We start from the raw sequence: 13,639 nt of genomic DNA, 5'->3' as shown, positions 1-13,639 counted from the left end.
CACGGGATGTCGCTGAGTACCGACCAGTTGGCGAGCGACATCCGCATAAAGCCAAAGACGCTCACGCTGAAGATGAGGGTTGCCAAGCAGGCGGTCGACACACTTTATCGCATGCTTGGGCTGAATCCGGCGCGGGAGCCGTCGTCCGACCGCGGTCAGAGACAGGCATTGCCCCGATAATAACGCCTCGACACATGTCGCGAGGGCGTTGAAGCGGGCTGAATGCAGAAGGGTGGCTGAAGTCGCCAGAATCTTGTGCAAGAATTGGGGCGTCTGCATGGGCTCCTCGGCATATTGTTTGTTTCGCGATTAACAACATGCCTGCCCATGCAGACTTTTTTCAATCCTAATGTTCTGATTTTCTTATTCTATTCGTGGGGAGGCCTCAGGGTCTGACCCCCAAAGGTGATCGCCAGGTTAGCGGCGCCGGGTATAGAGCCCCACCATGCACAGCGCCAGACCGACCAGGGATAGCAGCATGCCGCCGTTGACCAGCCAGGGGTAGCGCTGCAGCCAGGAGGCGAAGGGCTGGGGGGCGTCGCGGCACACCCCTTCCAGGTAGTCCCAGTGGCCGCCGGAGAGCGTGCACTCGCGCACGCTCGAATACTCCCAGAAGTAGATCCCCATCAGCACCAGCATCGGGGCGATCAGTAGCAGTAGTCCGATTCTCAGCATCTCAGGACCTCGGGCAATTGGGTATGCGACCGGCCTGACGGGCCTGCTCGTAGCGACCCAGTGCCTCGCCCATGTGCGCCTGCAGGTCCTGGGTGCGCTGGCCGTGGCTGGGGTGGCTGGACATCCAGGCCGGCGGCTGGGCACCGCCCTGGGCGCTCATGTTCTCCCAGAGCGTCAGGCTGGCGCGGGGGTCGAAGCCCGCCTCCGCCATCAAGTAGACGCCCAGTTCGTCGGCCTCGCTCTCGTGACGCCGAGAGAAGGGCATCAGAATGCCGTACTGAGCGCCCAGGCCGATGGCGCCCATGAGCTGCTCGCCACCCGCCCCTTCGAGGCCTGCCGCCGAGGAGAGTACCGATAGTCCCAACTGGGTGGCGGTCTGGGTGGAGACCCGCTCGTTGGCGTGGCGGGCCAGCACGTGAGTGATCTCGTGACCGATCACCGCGGCCAGCTGGTCCTGGTTGCTGGCGACCGTCAGCAGGCCGGTGTTGACCCCCATGTAGCCCCCGGGCAGGGCAAAGGCGTTGGCCGACTCATCCTGAAAGACGCGGATCTGCCAGTTCTGGGCCTGTTGCTGCTGGGGTGGCAGGGCGCTCACCAGGGCATTGGCCACGCACTGCACATAGCGCTGGGTGCTGCCGCCCACCATGGGGCGCTCCTGCTTGTATTGTTCGAAGGCCTGGGTGCCCATTTGATCGAGCTGGTCGTCGGACGCCAGGGTCAGGCGATGGCGCCCGGTGGGCGAGGTGGTACAGGCCGCGACGGTCAGGCACAGCGCGCCGACGGCGAGGGGTTTGAGCCAGCGCATGGCGGGTCTCCTTGGTGGGCGATGATATCCAGCCGATAAGACGCTGGACGGAGGTCCGAGTTCGCCACAAGATACCCGTAACGCCTGCAATATCAAATACAGATACGGTGCGCCTTATGTACTGACTGCCCCGCAATCGACATGGAGAAGGAGAACATCATGGATGCCGAGTTGACGCGCCGCCTGCTGCACCTGCTGGATCGCGTAGAGCACTGGCTGCCACCGGCCCCGGTGGACGTGGACTGGTCGCGGGATGTGGCCGCCCTCTGGCAGCGTCATGCCCTGGGCGGACGCCTGCTGCCGGTGCCGCCCCGGGACGCGCTGAGCCTGGATGACCTGCTGGGCATCGAGCGTCAGAAGCTGGCCCTGGTCGACAATACCCGCGCCTTCCTGCAGGGACTGCCCGCCAACCATGCCTTGCTGTGGGGCTCCCGGGGCAGCGGCAAGTCCTCGCTGATCCGGGCACTGCTCAATAGCCTGGCCGACGAGGGGTTGCGCCTGGTGCAGGTGGACCGCCACGACCTCTCCGGCCTGCCGGTGCTGGTGGAGCAGTTGCGTCGTCATGATCAGCGCTTCGTGGTCTATTGCGACGACCTTTCCTTCGAGGGGCACGACGATGCCTACAAGGCGTTGAAAAGCGTGCTGGACGGTGCCCTGACCGGGCCTCCGCCCAACGTGCTTCTCTACGCCACATCCAACCGTCGCCACCTGTTGCCGGAGTCGATGAGCGACAACGAGGGGTCCCGGCTGGTGGGCGATGAGCTGCATCACGGCGACGCCGTGGAGGAGAAGATCTCGCTCTCCGACCGGTTCGGACTCTGGCTGGGCTTTTACCCCTTCAATCAGGATGTCTATCTGGAGGCGTGCTGCCACTGGGTCACCCGGCTGGGCCGCCCCGAGGACTGGGGCGCCGAGGCACGGGCCGAGGCGATTCGCTTCGCCACCCTGCGCGGCGGCCGCAGCGGCCGCGGCGCCTGGCAGTTTGCCAATCACTGGGTGGGCCGCCAACGCCTGCGGGGAAGTGGCGGCTAGCACCCCCGGGAACCGGCCTGTCCCCGTAACGGCCCCGAGCCGATCACTCTCGGGAGCTTGAACCGGAGGGGCCGGGCGGTCTTACCGGCGGCTGTTGCGGGCTTCCTTGGTGCGCGATAGCTCGCGCTTCTTGGCCTTCTCGCGGTCGCTGGCACCCGCCATCGGGTCGTAGGGATTCTTGCCGGAGCGGAACTCGAAGCGCATCGGCGTGCCGCGCACCTTGAGCACCTTGCGGAAGGTGTTGGTCAGGTAGCGGCGATAGGCCTCGGGCAGCGATTCGGTCTGATTGCCGTGGACCACGATGATCGGCGGGTTGCTGCCGCCCTGGTGGGCCATGCGCAGCTTGATGCGGCGTCCGTGCACCATGGGGGGCTGATGCGATTCCACCGCGTCCTGCAGGATGCTGGTCAGGCGATTGGTGGACCAGTGGGCGTTGGCCGAGGCGAAGGCGCGCTCCAGCGACGGATAGAGGTCGCCCACCGCGGTGCCGTGCAGCGCCGAGATGAAGTGCAGGTCGGCGTAGTCGGTGAAGCCCAGACGACGCTTGATCTCGGCGCGCATCTTCTCCTTGGCCTTGCTCTCCAGGCCATCCCACTTGTTTACCGCCAGCACCAGGGCGCGACCGGTGGTCAGCACGTAGTCGAGCAGGTGCAGGTCCTGCTCGACGAGTCCCGAGCGCGCGTCGAGCACCATGATGGCGACATGGCACTCCTTGATCGCCTCCAGGGTCTTGATGATCGAGAACTTCTCGGCGATCTCGTGAACATTCTTGCGGCGTCGCACGCCGGCGGTATCCACCAGCACATAGGGCTTGCCGCGGCGTTCGAAGGGGATCTCGATGGCATCGCGAGTGGTACCGGCCTCGTCGTAGACCACGACCCGCTCTTCACCAAGCAGGCGGTTGACCAGGGTCGACTTGCCGACGTTGGGACGGCCGATGACACCGATGCGGATGCCCTTGGTGCCGGTATCCGCCGGGATACTCTCGTCGCGCTCCGGGAAGGGCGAGAGCACCTCGTCGATCAGCAGGGTGACGTTGCGGCCATGGGCGGCGGCGATGGGGCGCGGCTCGCCCAGTCCCAGCTCCCAGAACTCGGCGGTGACGCTGTCTTCGTCCAGGCCGTCGGTCTTGTTGACTACCAGCCAGGTCTTCTTCTGGTTGACCCGCAGATGGTTGGCGATGGCCTCGTCGGCGACATTGAGGCCGGCGCGGGCATCGACCATGAACAGCACGATATCCGCCTCGTCGATGGCGGCCAGGGACTGTTCGGCCATGGCGGCGTCGATGCCCGACTCGTCGCCGCTGATGCCGCCGGTGTCGATTACCGTGTAGGCCTTTCCACCCAGCATGCCGTTGCCGTACTTGCGGTCCCGGGTCAGGCCCGGAAAATCGGCCACCAGAGCATCGCGGGTGCGTGTCAGGCGGTTAAACAGGGTCGACTTGCCTACATTGGGCCTGCCGACCAGGGCGATCACGGGTGTCATCGGATATCCAGAGTCTCGAGGGTGCCGTCATTGGCCAGCACATGAATGCGGTTATCGTCGGTGACCGGGCGTACGCCGATGCCGGAACTGTCGATGCGATCGCGGCCGACCATCTCGCCGCTGCGGGCGTCGATCAGATGCAGGTAGCCGTCGAAATCACCGAATACCAGCTTGCCATCGGCAAAGGCGGGAGAGGTAGGCTCACGCCCCTCCAGGTCGGTATTGCGCCAGACCTCATCGCCGCTGTCGGCGGCCAGGGCCAGGATGCGCCCCGACTCTTCGACCACAAACAGGAAGTCACCCATCACCAGGGGGGTATGGTAGCTGGAGAGCTCGCGGGCCCAAAGCGGCTCGCCGCGGGTTGCTTCCAGGGCCACGAGGCGACCGTTATAGCTGGTCACGAAGAGGCGGCCGTCGGGGGTCAACACCGGCTGGCCGGCGAGGTCCACCAGGCGTTCGATATCGCTGCGGCCCTGGGCCACGGCGATGCGCCGCTCCCACAGCGGCTGGCCGTTGCGGTTATCAAGGGCGGTCAGGCGACCGTTGGCGAAGCCGGCGAAGGTCACCGGGTCGATGGTGGTGGGGGTGCCGGCACCGCGCAGGGTCAGAGAGGGCTGGCTGGCCTGATAGCTCCAGCGTTCATTGCCGCTGGAACGGTCCAGGGCGGTGATGGTGCCATCGACGCTCTGCACGATCAGCAGCTGCTGATTGGGTTGTGGCGCGGCCAGCACCTCGCTGGGCACGTCGGCGCGCCAGCGTATGCTGCCATCGCGCTGGCTTACCGCCAGCACTTCGCCGTTGCGGGTACCCAGATAGAGGTCTCCGGCCACCGCGGTCAGGGCACTGGAAACCGGCACGCCGAGGTCTTCTTCCCAACGGGTGTCGCCGTCGTCGGCATCGAAGGCGAACAGTTCACCGCGGTAGTCGGCGGCAAACAGGGCGTCCCCGTCACGAGCCGGGGCGATGGGATAGGCGGCGTGTCCCAGGCCGTCACCGGCGCCCTCGCGCCAGACGCTGGCCAGTTCGGCGCTCGTCGCGATGTCTTTCAGCTCGGTGGGTGGGTACTGCGATTCCACCTGATTGCCGGCACAGCCGGCGAGCAGGGTCAGGCCCGTGAGGGCGGCGATCAGGAAGGTCGGTTTCATGAGTCCAGCCCCTGGTTGTCAAGGCGTGAAGTTTCGCGACCCGGGGCCTCGAGGCCCAGGTTGTCGAGCTTGAGTTGCACGCCGTAGAGCGGTTGGTCCTGGGTATCGGCCAGCTGCAAGGCCTCTCGCCAGGCCGTGGCGGCGTCGTCGCGACGTTCGAGGGCATGATAGGCATCGCCGCGTACCTCGGCGCGCTGGGCGGCCAGCGCCTGGGGCACGCCGTTCTGCAAGGCACTCAGTGCCCCGTCGGCGTCACCATCGGCGACCAGCAGTCGCGCCAGGCGCAGTCGTGCCAGGCCGCTGACATAGTCGCTCGAGTCGGTATCCGCCAGGGCCTGCAGCCGGTCGCGGGCGCCCGCCAGGTCGTCCTGCGCCACCGCCAGGCGGGCGTCCACCAGGCGTGCCAGGTCGGCATAGAGCGTCTCGCCGTGTTCGTCGACGATCTCCTTCACCAGGGTACGGGCCTCGGGCAGCTGTGACGCGTCGAGGTCGTTGCCGGCGGTCAGGTTGATCAACTGCTGGTAGCGCATCGATGCGGCGGTCGCCTGGTTCTCCTGGTAGCTCTGCCAGGTATTCCAGCCCAGTACGCCGGCGGCGGCGAGCGCCACCCCGGCCACCAGCGACAGGCCGTTTTCCTTCCACCAGCGCTTGAGCGCCTCGACCTGTTCTTCCTCGGTTCTAAGCTCCGCCACGGGCGGCCTCCTTGTGTGTCTTGTGTGGGCCTTCAGGCCAGCAGGTCGCGCAGCTCGCCGGCCAGGGTGTCCTGGGCCAGGTTGCGCTGTTCACGCTCCTCGCGCAGAAACTTCAGGGTCACGGTGCCGTGCGCGAGCTCTTCCTCGCCAAGCAGCAGGGCCAGGCGGGCGCCGCTGCGGTCGGCCTTCTTGATGCGGCTCTTGAAACTGCCGGCGCCACAGTGTAGCTGGGCACGCAATGTCGGCAGCTCGCCGCGCAACCGTTCGACCAGCTGCAGGGCGGTGCCGGCGGCGGTGTCGTCCATGGGCAGCACATAGAGGTCCAGCGTGTCGCGGGCGGCGTCGGGAACCAGCTCCAGGGTCTCGAGCAGCAGCACCAGGCGCTCGATGCCCATGGCGAAGCCCACCGCCGGGGTCGGCTTGCCCCCCAGCTGTTCGACCAGGCCATCGTAGCGGCCGCCGGCACACACCGTGCCCTGGCTGCCGAGCGCGGTGGTGGTCCATTCGAAGACGGTGCGACCATAGTAGTCGAGCCCACGCACCAGCCGCGGGTTGATCACGTAGTCGATGCCGGCGGCATCGAGCAGCGCGCGGAGCGATTCGAAGTGTACGCGGGAGTCGTCGTCCAGATGGTCGAGCAGCTGCGGTGCGCCGGCCAGCATCTCGGCCATCTCGGGGTTCTTGGAGTCGAGGATGCGCAGCGGGTTGCTGGCGAGGCGGCGGCGAGAGTCGTCGTCGAGCACATCGAGGTGCTGTTCGAAGTAGGCGACCAGGGTCTCGCGGTAGGCGGCGCGTGCCGCCGAGGAGCCCAGGGAGTTGAGTTCCAGGGTGACGTGTTCCATCAGCCCCAGCTCACGCCACAGGCGCGCCGAAAGCAGGATCATCTCGGCGTCGATATCCGGACCCTCGAGGCCGAAGCTTTCCACGCCGACCTGATGAAACTGGCGGTAGCGACCCTTCTGGGGGCGCTCATGGCGGAACATCGGGCCCTGATACCACAGGCGTTGTGTCTGGTTGTGCAGCAGGCCGTGCTCCATGGCGGCCCGCACGCAGCTCGCCGTGCCCTCGGGGCGCAGGGTCAGGCTGTCACCGTTGCGATCCGCGAAGGTATACATCTCCTTTTCGACGATATCGGTGACCTCGCCGATGGAGCGGGCAAACAGCGCGGTCTGCTCGACGATGGGCGTACGGATCTCGGCGTAGCCGTAGCGGATCATCAGCTCACGGACCTTGCCTTCGAAGTATTGCCACAGGGTCGACTGCTCGGGCAGCAGGTCGTTCATGCCGCGGATGGCCTGGATCTTCTTGCCGGGTGCCTTGGGGCTTGCTTGGGACTTGCTCAACGGTGACTCCTTGATGGGTGCCGGCGACTCAAGCGTCGCGGGCAATCACGTCCTGTTCGGTCTGCTCCTTCTCGCGCACCTTGTCGCGGATCAGTCGCTCGAGGTCGTCGACCAGATGGTCGTTGCGCAGCTTGGAGGCCGGCTTGCCATCGAGATAGACGAGGTTGGCCGGCGAGCCGCCGGTGAGACCGATGTCGGTCTCCTTGGCCTCGCCCGGACCGTTGACCACACAGCCGATCACCGAGACATCGAGGGGCGTCATGACGTCCTCGAGGCGTTCCTCCAGGGCATTCATGGTGCCGATGACGTCGAAGTTCTGGCGTGAGCAGCTGGGGCAGGCAATGAAGTTGATGCCCTTGGAACGCAGGCGCAGGCTCTTGAGCATATCGAAGCCGACCTTGATCTCCTCTACCGGGTCGGCGGCGAGCGATACGCGGATGGTATCGCCGATGCCGTCCATCAGCAGCATGCCCAGGCCAATCGAGGACTTGACGGTACCCGAGCGCAGTCCGCCGGCTTCGGTAATGCCCAGGTGCAGGGGCTGCTCGATGCGCGTGGCCAGGTCGCGATAGGCGGCGACCGCCATGAAGACATCGGAGGCCTTGACGCTCACCTTGAAGTCGGGGAAGTCGAGGCGGTCCAGGTGATCGATATGGCGCATGGCCGACTCGACCAGGGCCGCCGGCGTGGGCTCGCCGTACTTCTTCTGCAGGTCCTTCTCCAGCGAACCGGCATTGACGCCGATGCGGATCGGAATGCCGTTGTCGCGGGCCGCCGAGACCACGGCGCGCACGCGATCCTCGCGGCCGATGTTGCCGGGGTTGATGCGCAGGCAGTCAACGCCCAGCTCGGCGACGCGCAGGGCGATCTTGTAGTCGAAGTGAATGTCGGCAACCAGGGGGACACCGACCTCGCGCTTGATGCGGCCGAAGGCCTCGGCGGCCTCCATGTCGGGGACCGAGACGCGGACGATATCGGCGCCCGCGGCCTCCAGCTGACGGATCTGTGCCACGGTGGCGGCCACGTCGAGGGTGTCGGTATTGGTCATGCTCTGCACCGAGATGGGGGCATCGCCCCCGACGGCTACCCTGCCGACGTGGATCTGGCGCGACTGGCGACGGACGATAGGGGATTGTGCGTGCATGGTGGTGGAATTATTCTCCCAGAGTGAAGCGGGCGACGTTATTGGTACCGGCGCGCTCGACGAGGTCTACGCTTTCGCCTTGCCAGGTCAGCTCGACGCCGGTGGCGTTACCCACGGTGAGGCGGAAGGGCGGTTCGCCTTCGACGCTGGCCGTGGTGCCGGGTTCCTGCAGGCCGACGAAAACGCGCTGGTTGGTGGCGTCGAAGACTTCGGTCCATGACTGTTCGTTGAAGGTGAAGGCCAGGCGGCCGGCAGCGGCCTGGGTTGCACCCGGCTCGCCGTTGTCGGCGGCGGCGGATTCGGTGTCTGCGTTCCGCTCGCCGGCAGCGAGGGAACCGGTCTCTTCCCGTGGCTCGGCCGCGGCGATGTCGCCGCCGCCTGCCGTCATGGCGGCATCGCTACCGTCGGTGGCCTCCTCGACTTCCTCGGCGGGGGGGCGAGTGGTGGACGCCGTCTCTGCCGTCTCGTCGGGCAGTGGTGGCAGGTTAGCCGGCCCGGCAGCGTCGGGCTCCGTGGCGGCCGGCGCTGTCTCGGGCTCGGTCACGCTCGCGGAGCCATCGAGACGGTCGACGGCGACCGGGTCGCTATCGCCGATGCTCGGCGGCTCGGCCCCGCCACGGCTCTGCCACCACATCAGGGTCAGACCGATCAGGCCGGCCAGTACCAGCAGGGACACGAGACGAAACAGCCAGGCTCCCAGGCGTGAGGGTGGCTTGCTGATCTGTACCGGCTCGAGCTTGTGCTGGGCGGCATCCTGGCTGGCGTAACGAGCACGATAGGCCTCCAGCACCGGGGTGTCCTCGATGCCCAGCAGGTGCGCATAGGCGCGCAGATAACCCCGGCGGTAGGTGGCAATCGGCACCTCCTCGTAGTCATCTTCCTCCAGTCCGCGGACCACTGCCGGCCTCAGGTTGAGCGCGCCGGCCACTTCGGAAATGGTCAGGGCCTGGTTCTCGCGTTCACGCCTTAACTGTTCGCCGGGCGAGGCCGTGGCGTCAGCGTACGGATCCGGTTCGTGAGTTTCGCTCATGGCGGCGCATCCTATCGGTGGCGTTCTCGGGTCAGGGCGCGGTGCCACGCCCTTCCAGCTGCTGGGTGTAGAAGGCGGCGGTGGCGCCGTCGCCCTGGGCCCTGGCGATATCGCTGGCCAGGCGCAGCGCCTCGGGGCGGGGGCCAGCCAGGCGCATGAAGGCCTCGATCTGGGTTCGTGCCTGGGTCAGGTTGTTCTCGGCGTACTCCAGGTCGGCCAGGGTGAAGTAGCTGCGTGGCGCACGCGGGTCGATCGCCTGGGCGCGGCGCAGGCTCTGGCGCGCCTCTTGCAGCTCCCCGAGCTCGCGACGGCACTGACCGAGATTGGTGAACAGCTGGGCACGATTGAGATATTGGGTGTCCGTCGAGGCTCGCTCGAGCTGTGCGCAGGCCTCGCCGACGTGGCCTCGCGCGTACAGGAAGGCCGCATAGTTGTTGCGGGCTCGTGTGAAGTCGGAATCCTCCGTCAGTGCCCGACGGAAGGTCTCGTCGGCCAGTGACGCCTCTCCCTGACGCTGGTAGACCATGGCCATCGCCTGCAGCGCCTCGGGGTCATCGGGAGATATCTCCAGGGCCCGATCCAGTGCGCCCATGGCACGCCTCAGGTTGTCGCGCTCCAGGTAGGCTACCCCGAGCTGGGTGTAGGCAGCGGTGGGGCTGGTTTCGTTGTCCCCGCCGGCAACTCCCTGGGACTGGGTGGCACAACCGGTCAGCCACAGGCCGCCCAGCAAGGCGGTCAGGGGTAGCGATACGCTTCCGGGCAGACACAGGCGGCGCGTCATGAACTCCTCCCGAGGGTCAACGGGCTCCCTCCGGCGGCGTGCCGCGGTCTGACAGGAGCCGCGGGGAAGCAAGGCCTGCCCATCAAAGCGTTGTGCCCGGTTGAAGTCAAGGCGGGCCCCTTCAGTCGGCGTCGATCTGGATCGACTTGATATAGCGTTCGTGCCGACGGGTGCGGTCCTTCACCCGGCCCACCAGCTGGCCGCAGGCGGCATCGATGTCGTCACCGCGGGTGGAGCGGATCATCGCCGTGTAGCCCAGTTCATAGAGCCACTGCTGGAAGCGCATCACCTGGTTGCGCGACGGCTTCTCGTAGCCCGAGTGCGGGAAGGGATTGAACGGGATCAGGTTGATCTTGCACGGCAGTTCCTCGAGCAGGGCGGCGAGTTGTTCGGCGTGCTCCTGCTGGTCGTTGACGTCCTTGATCACCGTGTACTCGATGGTTACCTGGCGGGTGTCGTGGCACTTGGCCAGATAGCGCTGGCAGGCATCCAGCAGGCTGCGGATGTTGTACTTGCGGTTAAGCGGTACCAGTTCGTTGCGCAGCTCGTCGTTGGCGGCATGCAGCGAGACGGCGAGGCTCACGTCGAGCTCGTCGCCGAGCTTGTCGAGCATCGGCACCACTCCGGAAGTGGAGAGCGTCACGCGGCGCTTGGAGAGGCCATAGCCGTCGTCTTCGAGCATCAGCTTCATGGCCGGCACGACGTTGGCGTAATTCATCAAGGGCTCGCCCATGCCCATCATCACCACGTTGGTGACGGGGCGGTTGGCGGTGTCCCGGCGTGGGCCCACGCTACGTTGAGCCACCCACACCTGGCCGATGATCTCGGCGGCGGTGAGGTTACGCTGAAAGCCCTGCTTGCCGGTGGAGCAGAAGCTGCAATCCAGCGAGCAGCCCACCTGGGAAGAGACGCACAGGGTCCGGCGCTTGCCGTTGTCGGCGGGGATCAGCACCGTTTCGACATAGCTGCCATCCTCGACCTCGAGGACCCACTTGCGGGTGCCATCGCTGGAGGTGCCCTCGTAGACTACCCCGGGGCCGCGAATCTCGGCGACGTCGGCGAGCCTCTCGCGCAGTGCCTTGGAGAGGTTGGTCATGCCCGCGAAGTCATCGCTGCCCTCGTGGTGGATCCACTTCATTACCTGGGCGGCACGGAACTTCTTCTCGCCGATGGAGAGGAAGAAGGCTTCCATTTCCTGGCGGGACATGCCGAGCAGGTTGGTCTTCTGGAGTGCGGTTTCAGCGGTCATGGCGGTCAGCGGGTCGGGGAAGGAATGAGAGCAGGGGAGGCGGGGACAAATCCCCGCCCGGGGCCTCGATCAACGCGGGCAAATTTCGCTGCTCTCGAAGAAATAGGCGATCTCGCGCTCGGCGGACTCGGGGGAGTCGGAACCGTGCACGGCGTTGGCATCGATGGTCTCCGCGAAATCGGCGCGGATGGTGCCCGGTGCGGCTTCCTTGGGGTTGGTGGCACCCATCAGGTCGCGGTTCTTGGCGATGGCATCATCACCTTCGAGCACCTGCACGACCACCGGTCCTGAGGTCATGAAGCCGACCAGATCCTTGAAGAAGGGGCGCTCCTTGTGCTCGGCATAGAAACCGCCGGCCTTGTCGTCATCCAGCTTGAGCATCTTGGCGGCCACGACCTGGAGGCCGGCCTTCTCGAAGCGTGAGATGATGTCGCCGATGGCGTTCTTGGCAACGGCGTCGGGCTTGATGATGGACAGGGTGCGCTGGGTAGCCATGGGCTTGTCTCCAGTAGGTGATAAAGGGTATCGAGAGATAGCGTCGCGCTGCCCAGAGGCTCGTGAAAAGCCAGGGCAGTGCGACGAATCGGATGGTGCGGTTCGGCGTACGACGCTGCGGCGCTGCGGCGCTGCGCCGACTGGGCGGGGATTATAGCGTCCCGGGGCGGCGTTGAACAATCGTCGTCCCGGTGTGAGGTTAGACAGAAAAGCTCTCGCCGCAGCCGCACTCATCCTTGACGTTGGGGTTGTTGAAGCGGAAGTAGCGATTGAGCCCCTCGTTGACGTAATCCACTTCGCTGCCGTCGAGCATCTCCAGGGCATCGGGTGCCACGAAGACCTTGACGCCGTGTTCCTCGAAACAGGTGTCGTCATTGGCCGCTTCGTCGGCGAAATCGAGCACGTAGCTGTAGCCGGAGCAGCCGCTGGGCTTGACCGACACGCGCAGGCCGAGGCCCTGGCCGCGTTCGTCAAGCACCTGATGGATCTGTTTGGCGGCAGCGTCGGTGATAGTGAGGTGCGCCATGGGTCTCTCTCCTGTGAGTGGGCAAGGGTGATGACGCCGGTGTCGCTGAGTGTGTCAGCTGACCTGGCGGCGCAGGCCGATCAGGGCGTGGCGCAGTGCCTCCAGGGCCCGATCGATATCGGCCTCGGTGGTAAAGCGTCCGAAGCTGAAGCGCAGCGAGGCGAGCGCCAGCGCTCGCGGCAGGCCGATGCCCTTCAGTACATAGGACGGTTCCACGCTCGCCGAGTTGCAGGCCGAGCCGGTGGAAAGGGCGATGTCGCGAAGTGCCATCAATAGTGATTCTCCCCCTACGCCTTCGAAGGCCAGGTTGAGGATATTGGGCACGGCGGTTTCCATGGCGGTATTGCAATGGATGCCGCCGATGTCGGCCAGGCCATCGAGCAGTCGATTGCGCAGCGATTCGATGCGTGCCTGATCGGTCGCGCCCTCGGCGTCGGCGATGGCGAAGGCCTTTCCCATGCCAACGATCTGATGAGTGGGCAGAGTGCCGGAGCGCATGCCGCGCTCGTGGCCGCCGCCGTGAATCAACGCTTCCACGCGGATGTCGGGATGACGCCTGACATAGAGGGCGCCGACGCCCTTGGGACCGTAGGCCTTGTGCCCGGATAGCGACATCAGGTCGATACCGAGCTGCGGCGCGTCCAGGTCCAGCCGGCCGACCGCCTGGGCGGCATCGACGTGGAAGGCGGCACCGCCGGCGTGGGCCACCTCGGCCAGCGCCGCCAGGTCGTGGATGACCCCCAGTTCGTTGTTCACCGCCATCAACGACACCAGGGCGGTGTCCTCGCGCATCGCGTCACGCAGCTGTGCCGGGTTGATCCGTCCGTCTTGCCCCGGCGTCAGCCAGGTCACCTCGAAGCCCTCGTCCTCCAGTGCATGGGCGGTATCGACCACCGCCTTGTGTTCCACGATGGAGGTGATCAGGTGACGGCCACGGTGGCGGTTGGCACGCAAGAAGCCGGTCAGGGCCAGGTTGTTGGCCTCGGTGGCGCCGCTGGTCCAGACGATCTCGCGGGGGTCGGCGCCGATCAGATCCGCCACCTGGCGGCGGGCGTTCTCCACCGCCTGTTCGGCCTGCCAGCCCAGCATGTGGCTACGCGAGGCAGGGTTGGCGAAGATGCCATCGAGGGTCAGGTGGCTCGCCATCAGTTCGGCAACCCGGGGGTCGACGGGGGTCGTGGCGGCGTAGTCGAGATAAACGGGTGTAGTCATGGCCTCGGGAAGTCTCGAGTTCGGC

Annotated in this window: 15 protein-coding genes; 2 read left to right on the top strand and 13 right to left on the bottom strand. The window is 66.1% G+C overall.

The annotated features are described in order from the left end of the window. A partial coding sequence (locus Q358_RS18855; protein ID WP_027962048.1) for a hypothetical protein occupies positions 1 to 180 on the top strand: 180 nt, incomplete at its 5' end. A 237-nt stretch (positions 181 to 417) separates the two neighbouring features. On the opposite strand, the gene Q358_RS0110850 is transcribed toward Q358_RS18855, so the two are convergent. Beyond that, complete coding sequence (locus tag Q358_RS0110850) at positions 418 to 675, bottom strand: hypothetical protein (RefSeq protein ID WP_027962047.1); 258 nt, start codon at positions 673 to 675, stop codon at positions 418 to 420. Position 676: 1 nt separating this feature from the next. After that, positions 677 to 1,480, bottom strand: coding sequence for a M48 family metallopeptidase (locus Q358_RS0110845; RefSeq protein WP_027962046.1), 804 nt, complete (start codon positions 1,478 to 1,480; stop codon positions 677 to 679). 159 nt (positions 1,481 to 1,639) lie between these two features. Between Q358_RS0110845 and Q358_RS0110840 the strand changes: the two genes are divergently transcribed. Then, complete coding sequence (locus Q358_RS0110840; RefSeq protein WP_027962045.1) at positions 1,640 to 2,512, top strand: ATP-binding protein; 873 nt, start codon at positions 1,640 to 1,642, stop codon at positions 2,510 to 2,512. A gap of 81 nt (positions 2,513 to 2,593) precedes the next feature. On the opposite strand, the gene der is transcribed toward Q358_RS0110840, so the two are convergent. The 11 genes from der to Q358_RS0110785 form a co-directional block, all read right to left on the bottom strand. After that, positions 2,594 to 3,997: a ribosome biogenesis GTPase Der gene (gene der / locus Q358_RS0110835; RefSeq protein WP_027962044.1), complete on the bottom strand. Its 1,404-nt coding sequence runs from the start codon at positions 3,995 to 3,997 to the stop codon at positions 2,594 to 2,596. After that, entirely contained in the window at positions 3,994 to 5,142 is a 1,149-nt protein-coding gene (gene bamB / locus Q358_RS0110830; protein WP_027962043.1) for an outer membrane protein assembly factor BamB, read from the bottom strand. The genes der and bamB overlap by 4 nt, the downstream gene beginning before the upstream one ends. After that, positions 5,139 to 5,834, bottom strand: coding sequence for a YfgM family protein (locus Q358_RS0110825; RefSeq protein WP_027962042.1), 696 nt, complete (start codon positions 5,832 to 5,834; stop codon positions 5,139 to 5,141). Before Q358_RS0110825 ends, bamB begins: the two co-directional genes overlap by 4 nt. Before the next feature lie 32 nt (positions 5,835 to 5,866). After that, on the bottom strand, positions 5,867 to 7,177 hold the full coding sequence (gene hisS / locus Q358_RS0110820) for a histidine--tRNA ligase (protein ID WP_043488129.1): 1,311 nt from the start codon (positions 7,175 to 7,177) through the stop codon (positions 5,867 to 5,869). 28 nt (positions 7,178 to 7,205) lie between these two features. Beyond that, entirely contained in the window at positions 7,206 to 8,321 is a 1,116-nt protein-coding gene (gene ispG, locus Q358_RS0110815; RefSeq protein ID WP_027962040.1) for a flavodoxin-dependent (E)-4-hydroxy-3-methylbut-2-enyl-diphosphate synthase, read from the bottom strand. A gap of 10 nt (positions 8,322 to 8,331) precedes the next feature. Beyond that, complete coding sequence (locus tag Q358_RS0110810) at positions 8,332 to 9,351, bottom strand: RodZ domain-containing protein (RefSeq protein WP_027962039.1); 1,020 nt, start codon at positions 9,349 to 9,351, stop codon at positions 8,332 to 8,334. A 31-nt stretch (positions 9,352 to 9,382) separates the two neighbouring features. Further along, entirely contained in the window at positions 9,383 to 10,132 is a 750-nt protein-coding gene (gene pilW / locus Q358_RS0110805; RefSeq protein ID WP_043488127.1) for a type IV pilus biogenesis/stability protein PilW, read from the bottom strand. A gap of 121 nt (positions 10,133 to 10,253) precedes the next feature. Then, entirely contained in the window at positions 10,254 to 11,381 is a 1,128-nt protein-coding gene (gene rlmN / locus Q358_RS0110800) for a dual-specificity RNA methyltransferase RlmN (protein ID WP_027962037.1), read from the bottom strand. Positions 11,382 to 11,450: 69 nt separating this feature from the next. Then, complete coding sequence (gene ndk, locus Q358_RS0110795) at positions 11,451 to 11,876, bottom strand: nucleoside-diphosphate kinase (protein WP_027962036.1); 426 nt, start codon at positions 11,874 to 11,876, stop codon at positions 11,451 to 11,453. Positions 11,877 to 12,075: 199 nt separating this feature from the next. Beyond that, complete coding sequence (locus Q358_RS0110790) at positions 12,076 to 12,402, bottom strand: HesB/IscA family protein (RefSeq protein WP_027962035.1); 327 nt, start codon at positions 12,400 to 12,402, stop codon at positions 12,076 to 12,078. Between the two features lie 54 nt (positions 12,403 to 12,456). Further along, positions 12,457 to 13,614, bottom strand: coding sequence for an aminotransferase class V-fold PLP-dependent enzyme (locus Q358_RS0110785; RefSeq protein ID WP_027962034.1), 1,158 nt, complete (start codon positions 13,612 to 13,614; stop codon positions 12,457 to 12,459). Positions 13,615 to 13,639: the final 25 nt, after the last annotated feature.

This window comes from Halomonas halodenitrificans DSM 735, assembly GCF_000620045.1.
In the GTDB taxonomy this organism is placed as follows: domain Bacteria; phylum Pseudomonadota; class Gammaproteobacteria; order Pseudomonadales; family Halomonadaceae; genus Halomonas; species Halomonas halodenitrificans.
This window is presented reverse-complemented; position numbering and strand designations above follow the sequence as displayed.

Excerpts from the sequence above, each read along its gene's own strand:
- Q358_RS0110850 (WP_027962047.1), bottom strand. The coding sequence starts at position 675 with ATGCTGAGAATCGGACTACTGCTACTGATCGCCCCGATGCTGGTGCTG.
- Q358_RS0110845 (WP_027962046.1), bottom strand. The coding sequence starts at position 1,480 with ATGCGCTGGCTCAAACCCCTCGCCGTCGGCGCGCTGTGCCTGACCGTC.
- Q358_RS0110840 (WP_027962045.1), top strand. The coding sequence starts at position 1,640 with ATGGATGCCGAGTTGACGCGCCGCCTGCTGCACCTGCTGGATCGCGTA.
- der (WP_027962044.1), bottom strand. The coding sequence starts at position 3,997 with ATGACACCCGTGATCGCCCTGGTCGGCAGGCCCAATGTAGGCAAGTCG.
- bamB (WP_027962043.1), bottom strand. The coding sequence starts at position 5,142 with ATGAAACCGACCTTCCTGATCGCCGCCCTCACGGGCCTGACCCTGCTC.
- ispG (WP_027962040.1), bottom strand. The coding sequence starts at position 8,321 with ATGCACGCACAATCCCCTATCGTCCGTCGCCAGTCGCGCCAGATCCAC.
- Q358_RS0110810 (WP_027962039.1), bottom strand. The coding sequence starts at position 9,351 with ATGAGCGAAACTCACGAACCGGATCCGTACGCTGACGCCACGGCCTCG.
- pilW (WP_043488127.1), bottom strand. The coding sequence starts at position 10,132 with ATGACGCGCCGCCTGTGTCTGCCCGGAAGCGTATCGCTACCCCTGACC.
- rlmN (WP_027962037.1), bottom strand. The coding sequence starts at position 11,381 with ATGACCGCTGAAACCGCACTCCAGAAGACCAACCTGCTCGGCATGTCC.
- ndk (WP_027962036.1), bottom strand. The coding sequence starts at position 11,876 with ATGGCTACCCAGCGCACCCTGTCCATCATCAAGCCCGACGCCGTTGCC.
- Q358_RS0110790 (WP_027962035.1), bottom strand. The coding sequence starts at position 12,402 with ATGGCGCACCTCACTATCACCGACGCTGCCGCCAAACAGATCCATCAG.
- Q358_RS0110785 (WP_027962034.1), bottom strand. The coding sequence starts at position 13,614 with ATGACTACACCCGTTTATCTCGACTACGCCGCCACGACCCCCGTCGAC.